The sequence below is a fragment of the Campylobacter sp. CNRCH_2015_0814 genome, from assembly GCF_025772765.1.
Lineage (GTDB): Bacteria > Campylobacterota > Campylobacteria > Campylobacterales > Campylobacteraceae > Campylobacter_D.
The window spans coordinates 19,106-40,783 of the sequence record NZ_JAKMSR010000004.1; the positions used below are offsets into that span (position 1 = coordinate 19,106).

At 29.7% G+C, this 21,678-nt stretch carries 29 protein-coding genes; 25 read left to right on the forward strand and 4 right to left on the reverse strand.

Features of this window, described 5'->3' with window-relative positions; genetic code table 11:
* Window positions 1-14 precede the first annotated feature (14 nt).
* The 25 genes from obgE (at window position 15) to recO (ending at window position 19,053) form a co-directional block, all read left to right on the forward strand.
* Window positions 15-1,058, forward strand: coding sequence for a GTPase ObgE (gene obgE, locus L8X24_RS02845; protein WP_263663534.1), 1,044 nt, complete (start codon window positions 15-17; stop codon window positions 1,056-1,058).
* A complete protein-coding gene (locus L8X24_RS02850) occupies window positions 1,058-1,525 on the forward strand; it encodes a DUF6194 family protein (protein WP_263663535.1) in 468 nt (155 codons plus the stop codon). The genes obgE and L8X24_RS02850 overlap by 1 nt, the downstream gene beginning before the upstream one ends.
* On the forward strand, window positions 1,522-2,433 hold the full coding sequence (gene fmt, locus L8X24_RS02855; RefSeq protein ID WP_263663537.1) for a methionyl-tRNA formyltransferase: 912 nt from the start codon (window positions 1,522-1,524) through the stop codon (window positions 2,431-2,433). The genes L8X24_RS02850 and fmt overlap by 4 nt, the downstream gene beginning before the upstream one ends.
* The gene (locus L8X24_RS02860; RefSeq protein WP_263663538.1) at window positions 2,414-3,049 is read left to right on the forward strand and encodes a biotin--[acetyl-CoA-carboxylase] ligase; all 636 of its coding nucleotides are present in this window, start codon (window positions 2,414-2,416) and stop codon (window positions 3,047-3,049) included. Before fmt ends, L8X24_RS02860 begins: the two co-directional genes overlap by 20 nt.
* Entirely contained in the window at window positions 3,046-3,828 is a 783-nt protein-coding gene (locus L8X24_RS02865; RefSeq protein WP_012660935.1) for a ParA family protein, read from the forward strand. The genes L8X24_RS02860 and L8X24_RS02865 overlap by 4 nt, the downstream gene beginning before the upstream one ends.
* A 3-nt stretch (window positions 3,829-3,831) precedes the next feature.
* Window positions 3,832-4,683, forward strand: a complete 852-nt coding sequence (locus tag L8X24_RS02870; protein WP_173787083.1) for a ParB/RepB/Spo0J family partition protein — start codon at window positions 3,832-3,834, stop codon at window positions 4,681-4,683.
* Between the two features lie 63 nt (window positions 4,684-4,746).
* Window positions 4,747-5,172, forward strand: a complete 426-nt coding sequence (locus L8X24_RS02875) for a FoF1 ATP synthase subunit B' (protein WP_039627807.1) — start codon at window positions 4,747-4,749, stop codon at window positions 5,170-5,172.
* A 9-nt stretch (window positions 5,173-5,181) separates the two neighbouring features.
* Window positions 5,182-5,694 carry a F0F1 ATP synthase subunit B gene (locus tag L8X24_RS02880; RefSeq protein WP_263663540.1) on the forward strand — a complete coding sequence of 171 codons (513 nt, stop codon included), beginning with the start codon at window positions 5,182-5,184 and terminating at the stop codon, window positions 5,692-5,694.
* Entirely contained in the window at window positions 5,694-6,215 is a 522-nt protein-coding gene (locus L8X24_RS02885) for a F0F1 ATP synthase subunit delta (RefSeq protein WP_263663541.1), read from the forward strand. Before L8X24_RS02880 ends, L8X24_RS02885 begins: the two co-directional genes overlap by 1 nt.
* Window positions 6,216-6,224: 9 nt before the next feature.
* Window positions 6,225-7,730 carry a F0F1 ATP synthase subunit alpha gene (gene atpA / locus L8X24_RS02890; RefSeq protein WP_012660940.1) on the forward strand — a complete coding sequence of 502 codons (1,506 nt, stop codon included), beginning with the start codon at window positions 6,225-6,227 and terminating at the stop codon, window positions 7,728-7,730.
* Window positions 7,731-7,739: 9 nt separating this feature from the next.
* On the forward strand, window positions 7,740-8,624 hold the full coding sequence (gene atpG, locus L8X24_RS02895; protein WP_263663543.1) for an ATP synthase F1 subunit gamma: 885 nt from the start codon (window positions 7,740-7,742) through the stop codon (window positions 8,622-8,624).
* A gap of 14 nt (window positions 8,625-8,638) precedes the next feature.
* The gene (atpD, locus tag L8X24_RS02900; RefSeq protein ID WP_263663544.1) at window positions 8,639-10,093 is read left to right on the forward strand and encodes a F0F1 ATP synthase subunit beta; all 1,455 of its coding nucleotides are present in this window, start codon (window positions 8,639-8,641) and stop codon (window positions 10,091-10,093) included.
* 3 nt (window positions 10,094-10,096) lie between these two features.
* The gene (atpC, locus tag L8X24_RS02905; protein WP_012660943.1) at window positions 10,097-10,489 is read left to right on the forward strand and encodes an ATP synthase F1 subunit epsilon; all 393 of its coding nucleotides are present in this window, start codon (window positions 10,097-10,099) and stop codon (window positions 10,487-10,489) included.
* Window positions 10,489-11,049, forward strand: coding sequence for a MotA/TolQ/ExbB proton channel family protein (locus tag L8X24_RS02910; RefSeq protein ID WP_263663546.1), 561 nt, complete (start codon window positions 10,489-10,491; stop codon window positions 11,047-11,049). The genes atpC and L8X24_RS02910 overlap by 1 nt, the downstream gene beginning before the upstream one ends.
* Before the next feature lie 3 nt (window positions 11,050-11,052).
* Window positions 11,053-11,439 carry an ExbD/TolR family protein gene (locus tag L8X24_RS02915; protein ID WP_012660945.1) on the forward strand — a complete coding sequence of 129 codons (387 nt, stop codon included), beginning with the start codon at window positions 11,053-11,055 and terminating at the stop codon, window positions 11,437-11,439.
* Window positions 11,440-11,442: 3 nt separating this feature from the next.
* The gene (locus L8X24_RS02920; protein WP_263663547.1) at window positions 11,443-12,222 is read left to right on the forward strand and encodes a TonB C-terminal domain-containing protein; all 780 of its coding nucleotides are present in this window, start codon (window positions 11,443-11,445) and stop codon (window positions 12,220-12,222) included.
* Complete coding sequence (tolB, locus tag L8X24_RS02925) at window positions 12,219-13,418, forward strand: Tol-Pal system protein TolB (RefSeq protein ID WP_263663548.1); 1,200 nt, start codon at window positions 12,219-12,221, stop codon at window positions 13,416-13,418. The genes L8X24_RS02920 and tolB overlap by 4 nt, the downstream gene beginning before the upstream one ends.
* Window positions 13,419-13,486: 68 nt before the next feature.
* Complete coding sequence (gene pal / locus L8X24_RS02930) at window positions 13,487-13,972, forward strand: peptidoglycan-associated lipoprotein Pal (RefSeq protein WP_263663549.1); 486 nt, start codon at window positions 13,487-13,489, stop codon at window positions 13,970-13,972.
* A gap of 11 nt (window positions 13,973-13,983) precedes the next feature.
* Window positions 13,984-14,973 carry a tetratricopeptide repeat protein gene (locus L8X24_RS02935; protein ID WP_263663550.1) on the forward strand — a complete coding sequence of 330 codons (990 nt, stop codon included), beginning with the start codon at window positions 13,984-13,986 and terminating at the stop codon, window positions 14,971-14,973.
* 13 nt (window positions 14,974-14,986) lie between these two features.
* Window positions 14,987-15,571: an FKBP-type peptidyl-prolyl cis-trans isomerase gene (locus tag L8X24_RS02940; protein ID WP_263663551.1), complete on the forward strand. Its 585-nt coding sequence runs from the start codon at window positions 14,987-14,989 to the stop codon at window positions 15,569-15,571.
* Window positions 15,571-16,491, forward strand: a complete 921-nt coding sequence (fabD, locus tag L8X24_RS02945; protein ID WP_263663552.1) for an ACP S-malonyltransferase — start codon at window positions 15,571-15,573, stop codon at window positions 16,489-16,491. The genes L8X24_RS02940 and fabD overlap by 1 nt, the downstream gene beginning before the upstream one ends.
* A complete protein-coding gene (locus tag L8X24_RS02950; protein WP_263663553.1) occupies window positions 16,488-17,174 on the forward strand; it encodes a 5'-methylthioadenosine/adenosylhomocysteine nucleosidase in 687 nt (228 codons plus the stop codon). The genes fabD and L8X24_RS02950 overlap by 4 nt, the downstream gene beginning before the upstream one ends.
* Window positions 17,171-17,932 carry an ATP-binding protein gene (locus L8X24_RS02955; RefSeq protein ID WP_257396397.1) on the forward strand — a complete coding sequence of 254 codons (762 nt, stop codon included), beginning with the start codon at window positions 17,171-17,173 and terminating at the stop codon, window positions 17,930-17,932. The genes L8X24_RS02950 and L8X24_RS02955 overlap by 4 nt, the downstream gene beginning before the upstream one ends.
* A complete protein-coding gene (locus L8X24_RS02960) occupies window positions 17,925-18,437 on the forward strand; it encodes a cysteine hydrolase family protein (RefSeq protein WP_263663554.1) in 513 nt (170 codons plus the stop codon). Before L8X24_RS02955 ends, L8X24_RS02960 begins: the two co-directional genes overlap by 8 nt.
* A 1-nt stretch (window position 18,438) precedes the next feature.
* Window positions 18,439-19,053, forward strand: a complete 615-nt coding sequence (recO, locus tag L8X24_RS02965) for a recombination protein RecO (protein WP_263663556.1) — start codon at window positions 18,439-18,441, stop codon at window positions 19,051-19,053.
* On the opposite strand, the gene L8X24_RS02970 is transcribed toward recO, so the two are convergent.
* The 4 genes from L8X24_RS02970 to dksA form a co-directional block, all read right to left on the reverse strand.
* Complete coding sequence (locus L8X24_RS02970; protein ID WP_070256278.1) at window positions 19,037-19,357, reverse strand: hypothetical protein; 321 nt, start codon at window positions 19,355-19,357, stop codon at window positions 19,037-19,039. The two genes, recO and L8X24_RS02970, sit on opposite strands and share 17 nt — an antisense overlap.
* 61 nt (window positions 19,358-19,418) lie before the next feature.
* Window positions 19,419-20,345, reverse strand: coding sequence for a tRNA dihydrouridine synthase (locus L8X24_RS02975; protein ID WP_263663557.1), 927 nt, complete (start codon window positions 20,343-20,345; stop codon window positions 19,419-19,421).
* Window positions 20,342-21,325, reverse strand: coding sequence for a hypothetical protein (locus L8X24_RS02980; protein ID WP_263663559.1), 984 nt, complete (start codon window positions 21,323-21,325; stop codon window positions 20,342-20,344). The genes L8X24_RS02975 and L8X24_RS02980 overlap by 4 nt, the downstream gene beginning before the upstream one ends.
* The gene (gene dksA, locus L8X24_RS02985) at window positions 21,322-21,678 is read right to left on the reverse strand and encodes an RNA polymerase-binding protein DksA (RefSeq protein ID WP_263663560.1); all 357 of its coding nucleotides are present in this window, start codon (window positions 21,676-21,678) and stop codon (window positions 21,322-21,324) included. The genes L8X24_RS02980 and dksA overlap by 4 nt, the downstream gene beginning before the upstream one ends.

Consider the following 21,678-nt stretch of genomic DNA (forward strand, 5'->3'; position numbering starts at 1 on the left):
ACTTTGGTGATTGTATGTTTATAGATAATGTGAAATTAGTTTTAAGTTCAGGTAATGGTGGCAAAGGTGCTGTGAGTTTTCGTCGTGAAAAACATGTTCCACTCGGTGGACCTGATGGTGGCGATGGTGGAAATGGTGGCGATGTGTATTTTATATGTGATAACAATACCCATACTCTAGCACACTTTAAAGGTAAAAAAGAACTTAAAGCACAAAATGGCCAGCCGGGTTTGGGCCGTAATAAAAATGGTAAAAGAGGGGAAAGTTTAGAGTTGATTGTCCCTCAAGGCACTCAAGTAATTGACGCACAAAGTGGAGAGGTTTTGCTTGATATGCTAGTAGAAGGCCAAAAAGAACTCTTTTTAAAAGGCGGTAAAGGCGGTCTTGGTAATACTCACTTTAAAAACTCTACTAATCAACGCCCAGATTATGCCCAACCAGGTGTGGCAGGAAAAACCTTAAGTGTGCGTTTAGAGCTAAAACTCATAGCAGATGTTGGACTTGTAGGCTTTCCAAATGTAGGAAAATCCACTCTTATAAGCGTAGTATCTAATGCAAGGCCTGAAATAGCTAATTATGAATTTACTACTTTAACTCCAAAACTTGGTATGGTTGAAGTAGATGATTATAATTCTTTTGTGATGGCAGATATCCCAGGTATTATAGAAGGCGCGAGCGATGGTAGGGGTTTGGGACTTGAGTTTTTAAGACACATAGAAAGAACTTCTTTTTTACTTTTTGTGCTTGATCCATTAAGAGAAATGAGTTTAAAAGAGCAATTTTGTATTTTAAGAAAAGAATTAGAAAAATTTTCAAGCAAGCTTTATGCAAGAAATTTTGGCTTAATGCTTTCAAAAAGTGATAGTGTAAATTTAGGCGAAGAATTTGCACAAAAAATGGAAGATGATTATAATGAATTAAAAGCTTATTTACAAAGTCAAAATAATCCACAAAGCTTTTTTGTTAAAGTATCAAGTCTTGAAAAAACAGGTTTAAAAGAGCTTAAATTTATGCTTTTAGAAGAAGTTAAAAAAATTAGAAATCAAAATAATCTTTGATGAGTGAAAATTTAACTATAGATTTTATCCAAGAATATATCAAGTCTAATTTTAAAGGCTTGGTATATAAATTTACCTATAAAGAGCATAGCTTTTTTTATAATCCCGATAGGGTTTTAAAAAACGGAGTTTATTTTTGTACTATTAAAGAAAATGATGGCATAAACGATAAAGCTTCGAAATTAAATAGAGAAGGTGTGTTTCGTCTAAGTTGCTCTCTTTGTGATCAAGATTACCAAAATCTTTTTGGTCAAAAACCTAAAAAAGCTTTAAAGGGTGAGATTGTTAGTTTAAATTATGATTTTTCTATGCTTGATCTTATCATGCCTCATCCAATTTATGCTTATATGGGATATATTTGTATTAACAATCCTTCAAGAAAAAATTTTGAAATTTTTAAAGATTATCTTGAGCTTTCATATCAAAAAGCTATAAAAACTTATCAAAAAAGGATAGTGGCGTTATGAAAAATATCATTTTTATGGGGACTCCATCTTATGCAACATGTATTTTAAAAGAGCTTGTCGATAAAGGATTTAATATCCAAGCTTTATTTACTCAACCTGATAAACCTGTGGGAAGAAAACAAATTTTAACTCCAAGTGATACTAAAAAATTTGTTTTAGAAAATAATTTAAATATAGAAATTTTCACTCCAAAAAGCTTAAAAGATGAAAATATAATCAATGGAATAAAAAACTTAAAACCTGATTTTATAGTTGTTGCTGCTTATGGGAAGATTTTACCAAAAGAAATTTTAGATATTGCTCCTTGCGTCAATTTGCACGCTTCCTTGCTTCCTAAATATCGTGGTGCTTCACCTATACAAAGTGCTATTTTAAATGGGGATAAAATAAGTGGGGTTTGTACTATGCTTATGGAAGAAGGGCTTGATAGTGGTGCAATTTTAGAAAGCATAGAATGTGATATAGAAGGTAAAAATTCAGCTGAAGTTTTTATCATGCTTTCAAATTTAGCAGCTAAGCTTACTATTTCTACGCTTTTGAATTTTGAAAAAATTATCCCAAAAAAGCAAGATGAAAATTTAGTTACATATTGTAAAAAAATCAAAAAAGAAGATGGCTTGATTGCTTTAGATAATGCAAGTGAAATTTATCAAAAATTTCTAGCTTTTACACCTTGGCCTGGAATTTTTTTAGAAAATGGTATGAAATTTTTAGACATAGAATTAATCGATAATGAAAAAACTCAAAAATCAGGTGTGATTTTACAAGTAGAAAAAGAAAGCTTTTTGCTTTCATGTACAAAAGGTATTTTAAGGATTAAAACTTTACAAGAAAGTGGAAAAAAAGCTTTAGATGCTAAGACTTATTTAAATGGAAAAAGGTTAAAACTTGGAGATAGTTTATTTTGATGAACTTGAATCAACTCAAGTTTATTTAAGTGATAAAATTCGTAGTGGAGAAATTACTAACAATACAGCCATTTGTGCTTTTATTCAAAGTGCTGGTATAGGTAGTAGGGACAATACTTGGCAAAGTAAGCAAGGAAATTTACATGTATCTTTTTGCATAAAAACTCAAGAATTAGCACAAGATCTTCCTTTGGCTTCTGCTAGTATATACTTTGCATTTTTAATGAAAGAAGTATTGCAAAGAAAAAATTCGAAAGTATGGATTAAATGGCCTAATGATTTTTATATAGAAGATAAAAAAATAGGCGGATTGATGAGTTCTAAAATCAATGATTTTTTGGTTGTAGGAATGGGGATTAATCTTAAGTATGCTCCATTTAATGCTGAAATTTTAGACATAGAAATAGATATAGCAAAACTTTTAAATGAGTATTTTTCTTATGTAGATGAGAAAATTTTATGGAAGAATATTTTTAGCAAGTATATGCTAGAATTTGAAAAATCAAGAAATTTTTTTATACATAATGAAGGTAAGATTTTATCTTTAAAAGATGCTTTGTTGTATAAAGATGGTTCTATATTGTTAGATAATAAAAGGATATATAGTTTAAGATGAGTGAAATAATAACTATTGCAAATCAAAAAGGTGGGGTAGGTAAAACTACTACCGCTATTAATCTAGCGGCTTCTTTAGCAGTAGCTGAAAAAAAGGTTCTTTTGATAGATATTGATCCACAAGCTAATGCTACAACAGGACTTGGTTTTAATAGAAGTAATTATGAATATAATATTTACCATGTTTTTATAGGTAGGAAAAAACTTTCTGAAATCATTTTAAAAACTGAGCTTCCGCAATTATATTTAGCTCCATCAAATATTTCTTTGGTTGGAATTGAGCAAGAAGTAGTAAAAGAAAGCGGAGAATATAGAACAATTTTAAGAGAAAAAATCAAAGAAATTGCCAAAGATTATGATTTTATTATCATTGACTCACCTCCTGCGCTTGGAAGCATTACAGTGAATGCTTTTGCAGCAAGTGATAGTGTTATTATCCCTATACAATGTGAGTTTTATGCACTTGAGGGCGTTGCGATGGTTTTAAACACTATTAAGTTTGTGAAAAAAACTATCAATCCAAAACTAAAAATAAAAGGCTTTTTGCCAACTATGTATAGCTCACAAAATAATCTTTCAAAAGATACTGTGGAAGATTTAAAGCAAAATTTCAAACAAAAGCTATTTAGAACAGGTGATAATGAAGATGATTTCATCATCATACCAAGAAATGTAAAACTTGCTGAAAGTCCAAGCTATGGAAAGCCTATTATACTTTATGATATAAAATCTCCAGGTTCAGTGGCATATCAAAATTTAGCACATTCTATATTAGGATAAAAAATGGCAAAAAAAAGTGCATTAGGAAGAGGTTTAAGTAGCATTTTGGCTGATATTGATGAGGTTTATGAAAAAGAATTAGGCTCTAATGAAGGCAGAATAGAAGAAATTGATATAGATTTAATTAGCCCAAACCCTTATCAGCCAAGAAAAAATTTTGATACCCAAGCTTTAGAAGAACTTGCAGGTTCTATTAAAGAATATGGCTTGATTCAGCCTGTTGTGGTTTTTAAAAAAGATGAATTTGATTATATTTTAATAGCAGGTGAGAGAAGATTTAGAGCATGTAAGCTTTTAGAAAAAGAACAGATTAAAGCTGTAGTTTTAAATGTAGATGATATAAAATTACGTGAGCTTGCTTTAATAGAAAATATTCAAAGAGAAAATTTAAACCCTATAGAATTAGCACATTCTTATAAAGAGTTATTAGAAATTCATGATATCACTCAAGAAAAATTAGCCGATCTTATTCACAAATCAAGACCTCAAATTGCTAATACTTTAAGACTTTTAAATTTAAACGAGCAAACGCAAAATTTCATTATAGAAGGTAAAATCTCACAAGGACATGCAAAAGTTTTAGTGGGACTTGAAAAAGAAGAAGAAAAAATGATAGTTGATACTATCATAGGGCAAAAACTCAATGTAAGAGATACCGAAAAGTTAATTAAAAATTTTAAAAACACAAACCAATTAGAAAAAAACGCAACTTCAAACAAACAATATCAATCTATAATAAATTTAAAAGAAAAAATTGAATCTTTAGGCTTAAAAGTAAATGCAAAAGATTTAAAAATTACTATAAATTTTGAAAATGAAGATGAGGTTAGGGAATTTCTAAAGACATTAAATTAAATATGTTTTTAGGTATGTTTTGCTATAATTTCGCGTTTTATTTAGATTTATTTAGGAGTATTAATGTTTAATGATGTACATTTTTCCATTATGATAGCCACCGGTGTCATTTTTTTGCTTATGATAGCGATTTTAAATTCTATGCTCTATAAACCTTTGATTAAATTTATGGATTCTAGGGATTTAACTATAAAAAATGATGAAGAAAAAATGAAAAAAAATTCTGATGATGTTTCAAATGTAGAAAGTGAATTAGAAAAAATTCATATCCAAACAAGAGATGAAATCAATCAAATCAAAGCAAAAGCAATAGAAGAAGCTAAAATAAAACAAGAAAAAGAATTATCAACAAGAAAAAGAGAATTAGAAGATCAAATGCTTGTTTTTCTTAAAAGTCTAAGAGAAAAAGAAAAAGAATTAAAAGAAGAAATGCGTTTAAAAATGCCAGAATTTAAACAAAGCTTTAAAAATAGCTTGAGTAAAATTTAAGGAAGATAAATGTTGAAAAAAATTACATTATTATCAATACTTCCTTTTTATGCTTTTGCAGCAGGTAATGGAAGTGGTGAGTATGATATTATTCCAAGAGCGGTTAATTTTGTTTTATTTGCTGCTATTTTGTATTATTTCATAGCAACACCTTTGAAAAATTTCTACAATGGTAGAATTGCAAAGATTGCATCTAGAATGAATGAAATTCAAGAAAAACTTATTGCAAGTAAAAATCATAAATTAGAAATGATGAAAAAATTAGATTTAGCCAAACAAGAAGCTGTTAATGCAGTTGCTCTTGCAAAAAAAGAGGCAGAAATTATTACTGAAAAAATCGAGAATGAAACAAAAATGGAAATTAAAGCTCTAGAAAAAACTTACGAAGAGCACAAAGAATATGAAATAAGAAAAATGGAAAAAGAAGTTGTGCAGGCAGTTTTAGAAGAAATTTTTGAAGATCAAAATTTACAGCTACAACAAAAAGAAATTTTAAATATCATGATGAAAAAGGTGTCTTGATGGAAAAAGTAATTGCTAAAACATATGCAAAGGCAATATTAGAAAGAAATGATTTTGAAAATTTTTATTCTAATTTGTTAGAGTTAAGCTCAGCTTTTGCATCTAATAAATTTATAGATATTTTAAATTCATACGAAATAAAGCAAGACAAAAAATTAGAGTTAATACTTTCATTATTGAATAATCCAAGTGATGCTTTTAAAAATTTTATAAATTTGATTGTGGATAATAAAAGAGAAATGTTAATTCCAGAAATCACTAAAGAATTAAGTGAACAAAAAGCATCAAAAGAAAATACATTTTTAGGACAGGTTTACTCAAAAGAAAAATTAAGCGAAGAAGAAATTAAAAATTTAGAGGAAAAACTTAGTCTTAAATTTAATGCAAAAATTAGATTAGATAGTAAAATAAGTGATAATGACAGTGTAAAAATTAGCTTAGATGGACTTGGATATGAAATTTCATTTTCAATGCAAAGCTTAAAAGCTAAGATGAATGATTATATATTAAAAGCAATTTAAGGAGATTTGATGAAATTTAAAGCAGATGAAATTAGTTCTATTATAAAAGAAAGAATTGAAAAATTTGACTTTAATCTTGAAATAGAAGAAACCGGTAAAATTATTTCAGTTGCCGATGGTGTTGCTAAGGTATATGGCCTTAAAAATGCTATGGCTGGAGAGATGGTTGAATTTGAAAATGGCGAAAAAGGAATGGTTCTTAACCTTGAAGAATCAAGTGTTGGTATTGTTATCTTAGGTAAAGGACTTGGACTTAAAGAAGGAAGTTCTGTAAAAAGATTAAAAAAACTTTTAAAAGTTCCAGTTGGAGATGCGTTAATAGGACGTGTTGTAAATGCTTTAGGAGAGCCAATTGATGCTAAAGGCGTAATTGAAGCGAGCGAATATCGTTTTGTAGAAGAAAAAGCAAAAGGTATTATGGCTAGAAAAAGCGTTCATGAACCATTACATACGGGTATTAAAGCTATTGATGCTTTAGTTCCAATTGGTAGAGGACAAAGAGAGTTAATCATCGGTGATAGACAAACAGGTAAAACAACTGTAGCAATTGATACAATTATTAGTCAAAAAGGTAAAGATGTTATTTGTATTTATGTTGCAATTGGTCAAAAACAAAGTACTGTAGCTCAAGTAGTTAAAAAGCTTGAAGAATATGGTGCAATGGATTATACTATAGTGGTGAATGCGGGTGCATCAGATCCTGCTGCATTACAGTATCTTGCGCCATATGCTGGGGTAACTATGGGTGAATATTTTAGAGATAATTCAAGACATGCATTGATCGTTTATGATGATTTAAGTAAACATGCTGTTGCATATCGTGAAATGTCTTTGATTTTACGTCGTCCTCCAGGTCGTGAGGCTTATCCTGGTGATGTGTTCTATCTACATTCAAGATTGCTTGAAAGAGCAAGTAAGTTAAGCGATGAGCTTGGCGCGGGAAGCTTGACTGCACTTCCTATTATTGAAACTCAAGCAGGGGATGTTTCAGCTTATATTCCAACCAATGTTATTTCAATTACAGATGGTCAAATTTTCTTAGAAACAGATTTATTTAACTCAGGTATTCGTCCTGCGATTAATGTTGGTTTATCTGTATCTCGTGTTGGTGGTGCTGCGCAAATTAAAGCAACAAAACAAGTTTCAGGTACATTAAGACTTGATTTAGCTCAGTATAGAGAATTGCAAGCTTTTGCACAATTTGCAAGTGATTTGGATGAAGCTAGTAGAAAACAACTTGAGCGCGGACAAAGAATGGTTGAAGTTTTAAAGCAACCTCCATATTCTCCACTTTCACCAGAAAATCAAGTTGTGATTATTTTTGCAGGCACTAAAGGTTATTTAGATGATGTTGCAGTTTCGAAAATTGGAGAATTTGAAGCAGCTTTATATCCATTTATTGAGGCTAAGTATCCAGAAATTTTTGAGCAAATTAGAACTAAAAAAGCTTTAGATAAAGATTTAGAAGAAAAACTAGCTAAAGCATTGAGTGAGTTTAAAGCAAACCATATATAAGGTTTTTAAATGTCTAATTTAAAAGAAATTAAAAGAAAAATAAAAAGTGTTCACAATACACAAAAGACAACCAATGCGATGAAGCTTGTCTCTACTGCTAAACTAAGAAAAGCAGAAGAGGCAGCTAAAAAATCAAAGGTTTTTGCTCAAAAAATCGATGAAGTTTTATCAGAAATTGCGTTCAAGATCAATCAATACGATGGGCTTGATGACAAACTTCCATTTTTTAGAAAAAAAGATAATATAGAAAAAATGGATATTATTTTTGTCACAGCTGATAAGGGTTTGTGTGGTGGATTTAATATTAAAACCATTAAAGCCGTAAATGAAATGCTTGAAGATTGCAAAACAAAAAAAATCAAGGTAAGATTAAGAGCTATTGGTAAAACAGGTATAGAATATTTTAATTTTCAAAATATAGAAATTTTGGAAAAATATTTAGATACAAGTTCAAGTCCAGATTATGATAAGGCTTGTGCTATTATCCAAAAAGCTGTTGATGATTTTGTAAATGGCGTGACAGATAAAATTGTAATCATTCACAATGGTTATAAAAATATGATTTCTCAAGAAATTCGTATTAATGAGTTGTTGCCAGTAGAAGCTATTGTTGGTAAAGAAGAACAAAAGTCTGAATCTTTAATGGACTTAGAACCAGAAGATGAAGAAATTTTAAATGATTTGTTAAAAACTTATTTTGAATATAACATGTATTTTTCTTTAGTTGATTCTTTGGCAGCTGAACATAGTGCTAGAATGCAAGCCATGGATAATGCAACCAATAATGCAAAAGCTAGAGTTAAGCAGCTTAATTTAGCTTATAATAAAGCAAGACAAGAATCTATTACCACCGAGTTGATAGAAATCATCAGCGGTGTTGAGTCAATGAAATAAATTTAGGAGTGATGATGCAAGGTTTTATTTCTCAAGTTTTAGGACCAGTGGTTGATGTTGAATTTAAAGACTATCTTCCACAAATTAATGAAGCTATTATTGTTAATTATGAATTAGAAGGAAAAGAATGCAAGCTAGTTCTTGAAGTAGCTGCACATTTAGGTGATAATAAAGTAAGAACCATCGCTATGGATATGACGGATGGTCTTGTTAGAGGTTTAACAGCTGTCGCAACTGGAAATCCAATTAGCGTTCCAGTAGGCGAAAAAGTTCTTGGAAGAATTTTTAATGTAACGGGTGATTTGATTGATGAGGGTGAAGAAATCAATTTTGATAAACACTGGTCAATTCATAGAGATCCCCCTCCATTTGAAGAGCAAAGTACAAAAAGTGAAATCTTTGAAACAGGTATAAAGGTTGTTGATTTGCTAGCTCCTTATGCTAAGGGTGGTAAAGTTGGTCTTTTTGGTGGTGCAGGTGTTGGTAAAACCGTTATTATTATGGAATTAATTCACAACGTTGCATTTAAACACAGCGGATATTCGGTTTTTGCAGGTGTTGGCGAAAGAACTCGTGAGGGTAATGACCTTTATAATGAAATGAAAGAAAGTAACGTATTGGATAAAGTTGCATTGTGCTATGGTCAAATGAATGAACCACCAGGGGCAAGAAATCGTATTGCGTTAACAGGTCTTACTATGGCTGAGTATTTTAGAGATGAAATGGGACTTGATGTTTTAATGTTTATTGATAATATTTTTAGATTTTCTCAATCAGGTTCAGAAATGTCAGCGCTTTTAGGAAGAATTCCTTCAGCTGTTGGTTATCAGCCAACCCTAGCTAGCGAAATGGGTAAGTTCCAAGAAAGAATTACTTCAACCAAAAAAGGATCTATTACTTCAGTTCAAGCAGTTTATGTACCAGCAGATGACTTAACAGACCCTGCACCAGCAACAGTTTTTGCACACTTGGATGCAACAACAGTTTTAAATAGATCAATTGCTGAAAAAGGTATTTATCCAGCTGTTGATCCACTTGATTCTACTTCAAGAATGCTTGATCCGCAAATTATTGGTGAAGAGCACTATAAAGTAGCACGTGGAGTACAATCAGTATTACAAAAATATAAAGATTTGCAAGATATTATTGCTATTTTGGGCATGGATGAGTTAAGCGAAGAAGATAAATTGATTGTTGAAAGAGCAAGAAAAATTGAAAAATTCCTATCTCAACCATTCTTCGTTGCTGAAGTTTTCACAGGTAGCCCTGGAAAATATATCAGCTTAGAAGATACAATTGCAGGATTTAAAGGTATTTTAGAAGGTAAATATGATGATTTACCAGAAAATGCTTTTTATATGGTTGGTAATATAGATGAAGCTATAGTAAAAGCTGAAACACTTAAAGAAGTTAGCAGAAAAGACGTTTGTTTAGATAATTGTAAAGTGGATAAGGCTAAAAAAGGTTAATTTATGCAAGATTTAATATCTTTAGAAATCATTACACCCCTTGGTATGATTTATCAAGGGGATGCAAGATTGGTAGTTCTTCCTGGAAGCGAGGGTGAATTTGGTGTTTTAAAAGGACATGCATCTTTAATCTCTTCTTTAAAAGCAGGAATTATAGATATAGAAAAATCAGATTCAACTCATGAATTAGTTGCTATTGATTCAGGTCATGCAAAAGTTTCTGAAACTAAAGTGAGTGTTTTAGCAAAAGGCGCTGTATGGGTTGGAGGAAATAGTGATAGTGAAATAGCAAAAAGATTAGAAGAAGCAAAAGATTTAATTAAATCCATGAGCAGTGATAGTATTGCACTTGCTTCTACTTTTGCTAAAATGGATAATAATGTAAGGCAAAAATAGTGGATTTTCAAGCAATTTTTCATTTTTTTGAAAATACAAGCTTAATCACTTATATAGTATTAGCTTGGCTTTCGGTGTATTTTATACTTAGTTTTAGTATATTATTTTCAAGGTTGATGCTTATTAATAAATGGACTCAAAATGAAAGTCAGGCTTTAGAAGCTTTAATGAGAGGCGAAAAAGATTTAAGTCAAAGTGCATCAATTTTAAAAAAATGTGTTGAAGTTGATGAAACAAAGATGAATATTTATAAAAATTCTGTAGAAAAAAAATCTACGGTAGGGTTAACTTGGCTTAGCATTATCGCTTCAACCTCTCCTTTTATAGGTCTTTTTGGTACGGTTATTTCTATACTTGAAACTTTTGGTGGCTTAGAGATGCAAAATTCTTTAAGCATTATAGCTCCTAAAATCAGTGAAGCTTTAGTGGCTACAGGTTGTGGAATTTTAGTAGCGATTCCTGCATACAGTTTTCATTTGATTATTAAACGTAAAGCCTATGAATTGATTAATATCTTAGATAGCGAGATCAAAGTATTGGTAAGCTCTACAAAGGTATAGTTAATGTTTTTAGAAGAAAAACCTGAACTCAATATTACACCTTTGGTAGATATTATGCTTGTGTTGCTTGCTATTTTAATGGTAACAGCACCAAGTATCACATATGAAGAAAAAGTTCAACTTCCTCAAGGTTCGCAAAAAACTTCAAGTGCGCCAAATATTAAAAGTTTGATTATAACAATTAATGCAAAAAAAGAAATTTTTATAGGAAAAGATAAATTTGATTTTATAAGTTTTGCGGATAATATGAATGCTTTAAAAGTTCAGTATAATACTCAAGAGACAGTTTTTATCAGAGCGGATAAGAATCTAAAATATGATGATGTAATGAGTGTTTTAAGAACAATGAAACATTTAGGTTTCCAAAAAGTTGCTTTGCAAACTGAGTAAAAAATGGAAGAAAATTCTACACATAATCTTAAAGCTTTTATTTATGCAACTTTAGTTTATTTTTTTGTTGTTTTTTTGGTATTTTTTAAGTTGGTTGAGTATAAACCAAAAGCCATTGAATATACTGATGATCCTAATAGTTTTATCAATATAGAATTTGGAGATAGCATAAATCAAAATCAAGTAAATATGATACAAGAATTACAAAAAGAAAATCTACAAAGTTTATTTGAAGAAAATCTTTTACAAAAATACACTACCAATAAAAGCGTTAACACCCAAAATATAGAACAACAAGCAAGTGTTTTTAATGAGTTGTTTGGTAAAATAGAAGACTATCAAGAAGAAAAAACGACTAAAGTGCAATCTTCAATGCCATCGAAAAAACCTACTTTTGCCCAAAGAGAAAAAATCAATGATTTTTCTAAGCAACTCAATGAAAATTTAAAAATAAATCAAGAATTAGGTCAATCTGTCATGGAGCAAAAAGTAGGGGTTTATGATCAATTCTTAGGCGCTGTTAGAAAATATCTTGAAGATAGATGGAGAATTTATAATCCTAGTGGTAATTTAAGTATAGAAGTAGAATTTGTAATTGATAATAATGGTTATTTTTACCTGTTAAACACTACTAGTGCACATAGTGATAATTTTGATAAAAAAGCAAAAGAATTTTTACAAAATTTAGAAGGAAAATACATAACTTTACCTCCAAATGGTAAAATAAGAAAAATTAAAATGCAACTTAGTGATATAATTGAGTTTAAAACGGAGAAACAATGAAAAAAATACTAGTATTTTTATTTTTTTGTTCAGTATTATTTGGACAAGATGCAACAATATCTGTTGTTAATAAAGGTATGCAATTGCCAAAAATTTATATTAAAGATCAGTCTAAATTGAATGATTTAGATCTTAAAAAAAGTTTTTATAACATGCTTGCTAATGATATAAAAGTAAGTTCAAATTTTGAGATAACTCAAGATGAAAAACAAGGTGATTATATTTTTTCTTATATATTAAATAAAAACGGCAAACTTTTAGATATTGATGTTGAAATTTTAGCTGCAAATGAAACTAAAACAAGATTTTATGAACAAATTCTTTCCATCGAAGAGTATCCATTTTTAGCACATAGAAGTGTTGCTCAAATGAATAAAAAGTTAGGTTTTGCTCCGGTTGATTGGATGGATCATAAAATTTTAATAGCTAGAACACAAGGTAGTAAGCAAAGTGATATTTTATTAGCAGATTATACTTTAACTTACCAAAAAGTATTGATTTCAAAAGGTTTAAATTTGTTTCCTAAATGGGCAAATAAAGAACAAAATGCATTTTATTTTACTGCCTATGAAGATGAGATTCCAACTCTTTATAAATATAATATGAAAAATAAAAATATAACAAAAATTATTGCTAGCAAAGGTATGATGGTTGCTTCTGATGTGAGTGATGATGGTAAAAAAATTTTACTTACCATGGCTCCAAAAGATCAACCTGATGTATACTTGTATGATGTAGATTCAAAAAATCTGACACAAATTACAAACTATATGGGTATTGATGTAAATGGCAATTTTGTTGATGGTGATAAAAAAATTGTATTTGTGTCTGATCGCTTAGGCTATCCAAATATTTTTATGCAAAATTTAGATTCAAATTTAACAGAACAAGTTGTTTTTCATGGTAAAAATAATTCTTCGGTTTCTACTTATAAACACTACATGGTTTATTCTAGTAGAGAAGTAAATCAAAGCGGAGTTTTTAATCTTTATTTGATGTCAACCCAAAGCGATTACATAAGACAACTCACTGCAAATGGTAAAAATCTTTTTCCAAGATTTTCAAGTGATGGAGAAAGTGTTGTGTTTATTAAGTACTTAGGCTCTCAAAGTGCTTTAGGTGTTATTCGAATTAATGCAAATAAAGCTTTTCATTATGGCTTAAAAGTGGGTAAAATTCAATCAATTGATTGGTAAAATACTAAAATCATATTTTTTTTGTTATAATTAAATTATGATTTTTAAATAAACAAAAGGGGAAATCAATGAAAAAAATCATTTTTGCTTCAATTACTGCATTTGCTGTTATTGTAAGTGGTTGTGCTACTAAAAACACTAGCGTTAGTAGTTCAAGTAGTGTAGATGGCTCAAAAGGTAGCGGTGGATCTGATAGATTTGAAAATCTTGAATCTTTAAATTCTGTAGCAAATGTATATTTTGATTTTGATAAATTTAATGTTAGATCAGATATGCAAAAGGTTATTGTAAATAATGCTGAAATCTTCAATAAAGAAGCTGCTAATGCTGCAATAGTAGTTGAAGGAAACTGCGATGAGTGGGGGACTGATGAGTATAATCAAGCTTTAGGTTTAAAAAGAGCTAAAGCAGTAAAAGAATCTTTAGTAGCTCAAGGTGTTAGCGCAGATAGAATTAGCGTTAAAAGCTACGGAGAAACTAATCCTGTATGTACTGAAAGAACAAAAACTTGCGATGCTCAAAATCGCCGTGCAGAATTTAAATTATCAAAATAAGTTTTAAATAAATGAAATTAAAATTATTATCAGTAGCTCTTTTAGGAGCTACTTTTTTACACGCTGAAATTTCAGCTTTTGATGCAGGAAAAGTAGATACAAAAACACCTTATGGTTTAACTCAAAATGAAAAATTACAATATGAAAATCAAGAACGCCTAAGAGCACTGAATGAATATTATACAAATTTAACAAGTAAAATAAATACAGCAGTAGAGAATATAGAAGGATTGCAAAGTGTAACAGAGGGTTTGAATGCTCAATATTCAAAAGCTAACACAAAATTGCTTTCATTAGAAGAAACTTATCAAAATTTTGACGCAAACATAACTCAAGAAATTCAAAATTTAAGAGCTTATGTGGAGGAAAATAGGCAAATTCAAGAAAAAAATCATCAAGAAATTCAAAAAGTTTTAAGTGAAATTACAACTTTGATTAATAAAATCAATGATGATTATATTTCAAAAGAAGATATGAATAAAACCATAACCTTTTTTCAGTCTGAAATAGCTAGAGTGCAAAATCAAACAAAAATTACTCCAGTTGTTCCTGTTGTAAGTGATGATAATAAAACCGAAGAAATCATTCAAGATGTAAATGAAACTCAAGATGAAGTGATTGAAGCAAAAGATGATAGTTGGAAAAAATTGCAATCTAGTGAAATTTTGAAAAAAGCGATAGAAGAAACTAATAAAAATCAATTTGAGGATGCAAAAGAAAAATTTGAACATCTAATAAGTATTCACTACAAACCTGCTAGATCTACTTTTTGGCTTGGAGAGATAAGATATAAACAGCAAGATTACGCAGGTGCTTTGGGATTTTATAAGAAAAGTTCTGCTATAAGCACTAAAGGCGATTATGTACCAAAATTACTTTATCATACAGCTATTAGCTTAGATAAGGTTGGGGATCCAAAAAGTGCAAATAAATTTTATAAAGCTTTAAAGACGGCTTATCCTGATAGTCCTGAAGCAAAAGTTTCACCAGATAGAAAATAACAAAGGAGATAAAATGGCTATAGAAAAAAATAGTGTAGTTTCAATGTTTTATGAATTAAAAGATGCAAATACTAATGAAGTTTTAGAATCAAATATTTATGCTGAACCTATTTCTTTTATTTTAGGTAAGGGTCAAATTTTAGAAGGATTAGAAGAAGAAATTCAAAAGCTTAATGCTCCTTGTAATGCTGATATTGTGATAAAAAAAGAAAATGCTTTGGGCGAATATGATGCCAATGCATTACAAACTTTACCAAAAGAGCAGTTTGCAGGGATTGATTTGCAAGTTGGTATGGAGCTTTTTGGCGAAGGTGAAGATGGTAATACGGTAAGAGTAATTGTTAGAGAAATTACCGAAAATGAAGTTACTATTGATTACAATCATGCTTATGCAGGAAAAGACTTGTTGTTTTCAATCAATATCGTAGATGTTAGAGCTGCAAGTGAAGATGAAATTTTAACAGGAATTATTGTAGGTAGTAGAAGTTGTGGATGTGGTGGTGGAGGACATCACCATGATCATCATCACGGACATGGTGGTGGCGGATGTTGTGGTGGCCACGGACATGGTGGTGGCGGTTGCTGCGGTGGACACTAATGAATAGTGCATTTATTTTCCCAGGCCAAGGCTCTCAAAGTGTTGGCATGGGGCTTAGTTTTTATGAGAATTCACTTAAAGCAAGAGAATTATTAGATTGTGCAAGTGATTATTGTAAAATTGATTTTAAAAATTTGCTTTTTAAGGAAAATGAAAATTTAAATAAAAGTGAATTTACACAAATGGCCATAGTGTTAAACTCACTAATGGCTTATGAAGTTTTAAAAGAGCAAGTTGATATAGAAGCTAAGTACAGCCTAGGTCATTCGCTAGGAGAATTCAGTGCTTTAGCAACCCAAGATGCATTTAGCTTTTTAGATGTTATAGCACTTGTTAATAAACGCGGTAAGTTTATGCAAGAAGATTGCTCTAAAATAGAAGCTGGTATGATGGTGATTTTAGGGCTTGAAGATAAAGTGGTAGAAGAACTTTGTCAAAAAGCATTGAGTGAGAAAAAAAACATTTTTGCGGCTAATTATAATTGTGATGGACAAATTGTAGTAGCAGGTTTAAAGCCTGATTTAGCTTCTTATGAGAGTGAGTTTAAAAATGCAGGAGCTAAAAGAGCTATGCTTTTGAACATGAGCGTTGCAAGTCATTGTCCATTATTAAAAAATGCGTCTTTGAAACTTACAAAAGAATTAGAACCTATTTTAAAAGAGAGCTTTAAAAGCGTAGTGTCAAATGTTAACGCAAAAGTGTATAATGATAAAAATCAAGCTCTAATGCTTTTAAGCGAGCAACTCATCAAACCTGTTCTTTATAAACAAAGTATTAAAGTAATAGATGAAGAAGTAGATTTTTATATAGAATTTGGTGCAAGTGTGTTAAAGGGATTAAATAAAAAAATCACTCAAAAAGAAACTTATACTTTAAGTAAAATAGAAGATATTGATGAAATTTTAAAGGTAATTAAATGAAAATAGCTATTTTAGGAGCTATGCCTGAAGAGGTTACTCCTTTACTAGAAACATTAAAAGAGTATCAAACAATAGAATATGCAAATAATACTTATTATCTTGCAAAATATAAAAATCATGAATTAATTATTGCTTATTCTAAGATAGGGAAAGTAAATTCCACTCTTAGTGCGACTATTATGATAGAAAAATTTAAAGCCGAGCTTTTACTCTTTACGGGTGTGGCTGGTGCTTTTAATCCTAGTTTAGAAATAGGGGATTTAATTTATGCTACAAAATTAGCTCAATATGATTTAGATATCACAGCTTTTGGACATCCGCTTGGCTATGTTCCTGGAAATGAAATTTTTATAAAAACAGATGATAAGCTAAATAATCTTGCCATAGAAGTTGCTAAAGAACTTGGTGTTAAATTACAATCAGGTGTTATCGCTACGGGTGATGAGTTTATTTGTGATGAGAATAAAAAAGCAAAAATTAGAGAAATTTTTAATGCAGATGCTTGTGAAATGGAAGGAGCTAGTGTGGCTTTGGTGTGTGATGCTTTAAAAATTCCATGTTTGATCTTAAGATCTATGAGTGATAAAGCAGGTGAAAAAGCTGAATTTGACTTTGATGAGTTTGTAGAAAAATCAGCTAAAATTTCAGCTAATTTTGTTTTAAAAATTTGTGAGAAATTATGATAAATCTTAGTAAAAAACTAATCAGAGAAGTAGCTAAAGCTAATGCTAAATTTTCTTTAATAGGAGACAATGATAAAGTTTTATTAGGACTTAGTGGTGGGAAAGACTCTCTAGCTTTAGCACATCTTTTAAAGCGTATGCAAGCACATGCGCCTTTTAAATTTGAACTTAAAGCAGTAACTTTAAGCTATGGCATGGGTGAAGATTATACCAAACTCCATAATCACTGCAAAGAACATGGTATTGACCATGAAGTGATTGATTCTAATATTTATGAAATTTCAGGCGATACGATTAGAAAAAATTCAAGTTTTTGTAGCTATTTTTCAAGAATGAGACGTGGTGCTTTATATACTTATGCTTTGGAAAATGGTTTTAATAAATTAGCTATAGCTCACCATTTAGATGATGCGGTAGAGAGTTTTTTTATGAATTTTATTTATAATGGCTCTCTTAGGAGTCTAGCTCCCAAGTATAAAAGCAAAAGAGGTGTAGAGGTTATTCGTCCTTTGATTTTTGTAAGAGAAAGACAATTAAGAGAAAATGCTATTAATAATGAATTAGAAGTAATTGGTAATGAATTTTGTCCTGGCATGAAATTAAGTGAAAAAAATGTAAAATTTCCTCATGCAAGAGAAGAAGCTAAGCAGCTTTTAGCAAATTTAGAAAAAGAAAATCCAAAATTATTTACAAGTTTAAAAACTGCATTTGAAAATATCCACACGGATAGCTTTTTTATGGTCAAGGATAATGGCTAATCTTTTAGTTGTTGTTGATTATCAAAATGATTTTATCGATGGTAGCTTGGGCTTTGAAGAAGCTACCAAGATAAAAGATAATATTCTTGCTCTTTTAAAAAATCATCAAGGTGATATTGTTTTTACTTTTGATACGCATGATGAAAATTATTTAAAAACTCAAGAAGGAAAAAATTTACCTACTTGTCATTGCATTAGAGATACTTTAGGTTGGCAAATGCCAGGTGATTTTGATGTGTATTTAAAAAATGCAAAAAAAATATTTTATAAGAATGCTTTTGGTAGCTTAGAATTAGCCAATTTTTTAAAACAAAATTATTATGAAAGCATAGAATTTTGTGGTCTTGTTTCACATATTTGTGTATTTAGTAATATTATTTTAGCTCAAAGTGCTAGCATCAACTCAAAAATTATATTACATAAAAACGCAACAGCGAGTTTTAGTAGGTCTTTGGAAAATAGTGCATATGAAATTTTGCAAGCTTATGGCATAGAACTTTTATAAAATGCAAGGGTATATTTTACACACTCAGAGTGTAAAAGATGAGGATTTAATCGTTTATCTTTTAAGTACTAAAAAAGTTATTAAAAGTTATAGATTTTATGGCATGCGTCATTCTAATATACTAAGTGGGTATAAGATTGATTTTGAGCTTGAAGAAAGTTCGAGATTTTTACCACGTTTAAAAGATGTTTTACATATTGGTTTTTCTTGGATTTTAGATAGAGAGAGAATGTTTTTTTGGCAGGAATTTATCAGACTTTTTTATTGGCATTTAAAAGACGTTGAGGAAATTGATAGTTTTTATTTTGAGCTTTTAGAAGATTGTGCCAAGCGTTTTGAAAAGCAAGATTGCAAACGTGTTATAGTGGATGCTTATTTAAAAATTTTAGATTTTGAAGGGCGTTTGCATAAAAGTTTTGTATGTTTTTATTGTGATGAGCATATTCAAAAAAATGTTGTACTAGTAAGAGCTTTTTTGCCTGCTCATAAAAAATGTGCTTTTGGTTATGAGTTTAATGCTAAAGATCTTGTAAAATTATATAGGAGTTTTAATTCATCGCATTTTAGCGATGAATATATTGATAATTTATATAAAATTATCAAAGAGGGTTTTTAAGGGTAATATCATACATCATAATGACTTCTTGTCTTAATCTTGCAATGATATTTGCACTATCTTTGTGTATATTTTTTGTGATAGTATCTTGGCTATTTTTAATATTTTCAAGCAAATTTTCAAGTTCTTTTTGAGAATTTTGTAAACAAGTTTTTATACATTTTGGTTGGGTTTGTTGTAAAACTTGCTCGAAATTTAAACTTTGATTGTTAAGCTTTGAAGCATGTGCTGCTAAATTATTCGCACTTGTTCTAATGCCACCTAATGCTTTGTAAATCCCTTTTGAATTGATATGAGCTGCCATGAACCTTCCTTGTTTTATGGTATCTCTTCATTCATATTGCTTGATAATTTACAAGCAAAAATCATTCCTTATTGAAAAATTCTTGAATATATTTTCGCATAATTTCTGCATCATTAATGCGATTAACACAATCTCTAAAATTAGAAGCATCATCATAGCCCTTAGAATACTCATGTAAGTGTTTTCTAAAGATGCTTATGCCTTGTTCTTTATAATGCTTTAACATTTCTTCAAAATGTGCAAAAATGATTTTATTTTTCATAGCTTTTTCGATTTTTTTACCAGTTTTTATCTCATAAAATATCCAAGGTTTTCCTACACTTGCACGTCCTATCATCAAAGCATCACAATTTGTTATTTTAAACACTTCTTTGGCATTATCTTCACTAATATCACCATTTGCAACTAAAGGAATTTTGATATTTTCTTTGGCTAAAGCTATGGCTTCATAATCAGCATTTCCACTATACATTTGTTTTCTAGTGCGACCATGCATACTGATAAAATCTACTCCAGCATTTTCACACGCTTTAGCGATGGCGATGGGATCTTTTTTATCAAATCCTAATCTTACTTTGACACTAGTTAGTTTTTTGTTGCTTGCTTTTTTGATAAGTTCTAAAATTCTTTGTAATTTATCAAGATCTTGTAAAAGAGCACTACCTGCGCATTGTTTTATAACCTTATTTACAGGACAACCACAATTAAAATCAATCCCATCTATAAAATCAAAACGATTTAAAATTTCTACCGCTTTGCAAATTACGCTTTCATCCGAGCCTGCAATTTGAACTATGTAAGGATTTTCAAGTTCAGCTTTTTCTAGCATTTTAAGAGTTTTTGAGCTCTCATATACTAAGGCATTAGAACTTATCATTTCACTAATGGTTACATCAGCCCCAAATTGTTTAACTAAATTTCTCAAAGGCAAGTCAGAAAAACCTGCCATAGGGGCTAAAAATAAAGGCTTTTTATTAAAATCTATCATTGTATTAATTTTTCAAGTTCTATTTTTTTATTATGTTCTCTTAAAAAGAGCAAGAGTCTAAAGTCTTTATGCTCATTTTGATCATTTCCTAATTCATTAAGCAATTCATCATACATACCAAATTCTGCCAAAGTATAAAGATAAGCTCTTAAAGCTTGAGAATAATTATCTTTTAACTTTTTAAATAAAGCAATCAACACTTGAGGTTCTATTTTTTTACAAAGTATTTTAGCACAGCGTAAATATGACTTATCATCCAAAGTATTCATGCTAAGTAAAACTTCGATTTCAGCGTGATTTAATTCTAAGTTTTCTTTTTCAAATCTATCCAAAAGCAATAAAATATCATCTTGGTTTTTTTGAACTTTTAGTGTTTTAATCTGACTATAAGGCGCATTTTCTAATACCATTTTATAAGCAAAAATTTCTAGCTCACTAGCTAAGGTATCTTTGTTTTTGATAAAAGAAAAAGCATAATTGCTATCATTTTGAAAGCGATTTTTTTCATTTAAAATGAAAATTTCATTATTTGAATCTAATTTATATTTTTTTAATTCCACAAATTCTTTTTTATTTAAGTGTTCAAAAATATCAATAATTTCATCTATTTTAGGATTTTGAATTTTTTCTTTAAAACAAAGAGCTTGCGTATCTTTTGCTATATTTTGAAATTCTTGAGTTTTAAATTTAACCTTGCTTGCTTTTTTTAAAAAAATATCAATAATAAAATTTTCATAATTTTTACTATCTTTAATTAGATTTTTATATTGTAAATGTTTTAAAAAGCCATAAAAACTCATATGTGCTAAAGCTAGTATCATCAAAAGTAAAGCAGGCAAAACAACCCATAAGCTAATAGGCAAATTTAATTCAAAAGTGGAAATTGTAAAAGTATAATTTCCTAAATTTAGATTATAAACTAAGGCTGCGATGATTAGAAGATAAACTAAACTTGCAAAGAAAAATAATCTAATTTTCATAGCTCTTTCCTTTTTTCTAAATTTTCACGACAATTTATGCAATATTTTGCGTGAGGTTTAACCTTAAGTCTTTCAGGATGAATATCATCTTCACAATACTCACAAATACCATAAGTATTGTTATCTATTTTGCTTAATGAATGTTTAATTTCTTCTAGCTCAGCTTTTAAGTTTTCATTGATTTTAAGGTCGATATGAGAGCTATTGTCAATTTGCTGTAAATCAACTTCATCTCTAGGTTCACTATCTTGTAGATTATGGATATTGTCTATATTGCCTTGAAGTTCTTGTAAAATTTCTTTTTGTCTTTGAAGTAATATATTTTTAAATTCTTCAAGATTTAATTCTTGCAT

Bases quoted from the DNA above. Each gene is read 5' to 3' on its own strand.
- obgE (WP_263663534.1), top strand. From the start codon at position 15: ATGTTTATAGATAATGTGAAATTAGTTTTAAGTTCAGGTAATGGTGGC.
- L8X24_RS02850 (WP_263663535.1), top strand. From the start codon at position 1,058: ATGAGTGAAAATTTAACTATAGATTTTATCCAAGAATATATCAAGTCT.
- fmt (WP_263663537.1), top strand. From the start codon at position 1,522: ATGAAAAATATCATTTTTATGGGGACTCCATCTTATGCAACATGTATT.
- L8X24_RS02865 (WP_012660935.1), top strand. From the start codon at position 3,046: ATGAGTGAAATAATAACTATTGCAAATCAAAAAGGTGGGGTAGGTAAA.
- L8X24_RS02870 (WP_173787083.1), top strand. From the start codon at position 3,832: ATGGCAAAAAAAAGTGCATTAGGAAGAGGTTTAAGTAGCATTTTGGCT.
- L8X24_RS02875 (WP_039627807.1), top strand. From the start codon at position 4,747: ATGTTTAATGATGTACATTTTTCCATTATGATAGCCACCGGTGTCATT.
- L8X24_RS02880 (WP_263663540.1), top strand. From the start codon at position 5,182: ATGTTGAAAAAAATTACATTATTATCAATACTTCCTTTTTATGCTTTT.
- L8X24_RS02885 (WP_263663541.1), top strand. From the start codon at position 5,694: ATGGAAAAAGTAATTGCTAAAACATATGCAAAGGCAATATTAGAAAGA.
- atpA (WP_012660940.1), top strand. From the start codon at position 6,225: ATGAAATTTAAAGCAGATGAAATTAGTTCTATTATAAAAGAAAGAATT.
- atpG (WP_263663543.1), top strand. From the start codon at position 7,740: ATGTCTAATTTAAAAGAAATTAAAAGAAAAATAAAAAGTGTTCACAAT.
- atpD (WP_263663544.1), top strand. From the start codon at position 8,639: ATGCAAGGTTTTATTTCTCAAGTTTTAGGACCAGTGGTTGATGTTGAA.
- atpC (WP_012660943.1), top strand. From the start codon at position 10,097: ATGCAAGATTTAATATCTTTAGAAATCATTACACCCCTTGGTATGATT.
- L8X24_RS02915 (WP_012660945.1), top strand. From the start codon at position 11,053: ATGTTTTTAGAAGAAAAACCTGAACTCAATATTACACCTTTGGTAGAT.
- L8X24_RS02920 (WP_263663547.1), top strand. From the start codon at position 11,443: ATGGAAGAAAATTCTACACATAATCTTAAAGCTTTTATTTATGCAACT.
- tolB (WP_263663548.1), top strand. From the start codon at position 12,219: ATGAAAAAAATACTAGTATTTTTATTTTTTTGTTCAGTATTATTTGGA.
- pal (WP_263663549.1), top strand. From the start codon at position 13,487: ATGAAAAAAATCATTTTTGCTTCAATTACTGCATTTGCTGTTATTGTA.
- L8X24_RS02935 (WP_263663550.1), top strand. From the start codon at position 13,984: ATGAAATTAAAATTATTATCAGTAGCTCTTTTAGGAGCTACTTTTTTA.
- L8X24_RS02940 (WP_263663551.1), top strand. From the start codon at position 14,987: ATGGCTATAGAAAAAAATAGTGTAGTTTCAATGTTTTATGAATTAAAA.
- fabD (WP_263663552.1), top strand. From the start codon at position 15,571: ATGAATAGTGCATTTATTTTCCCAGGCCAAGGCTCTCAAAGTGTTGGC.
- L8X24_RS02950 (WP_263663553.1), top strand. From the start codon at position 16,488: ATGAAAATAGCTATTTTAGGAGCTATGCCTGAAGAGGTTACTCCTTTA.
- L8X24_RS02955 (WP_257396397.1), top strand. From the start codon at position 17,171: ATGATAAATCTTAGTAAAAAACTAATCAGAGAAGTAGCTAAAGCTAAT.
- L8X24_RS02960 (WP_263663554.1), top strand. From the start codon at position 17,925: ATGGCTAATCTTTTAGTTGTTGTTGATTATCAAAATGATTTTATCGAT.
- recO (WP_263663556.1), top strand. From the start codon at position 18,439: ATGCAAGGGTATATTTTACACACTCAGAGTGTAAAAGATGAGGATTTA.
- L8X24_RS02970 (WP_070256278.1), bottom strand. From the start codon at position 19,357: ATGGCAGCTCATATCAATTCAAAAGGGATTTACAAAGCATTAGGTGGC.
- L8X24_RS02975 (WP_263663557.1), bottom strand. From the start codon at position 20,345: ATGATAGATTTTAATAAAAAGCCTTTATTTTTAGCCCCTATGGCAGGT.
- L8X24_RS02980 (WP_263663559.1), bottom strand. From the start codon at position 21,325: ATGAAAATTAGATTATTTTTCTTTGCAAGTTTAGTTTATCTTCTAATC.
- dksA (WP_263663560.1), bottom strand. From the start codon at position 21,678: ATGCAAGAATTAAATCTTGAAGAATTTAAAAATATATTACTTCAAAGA.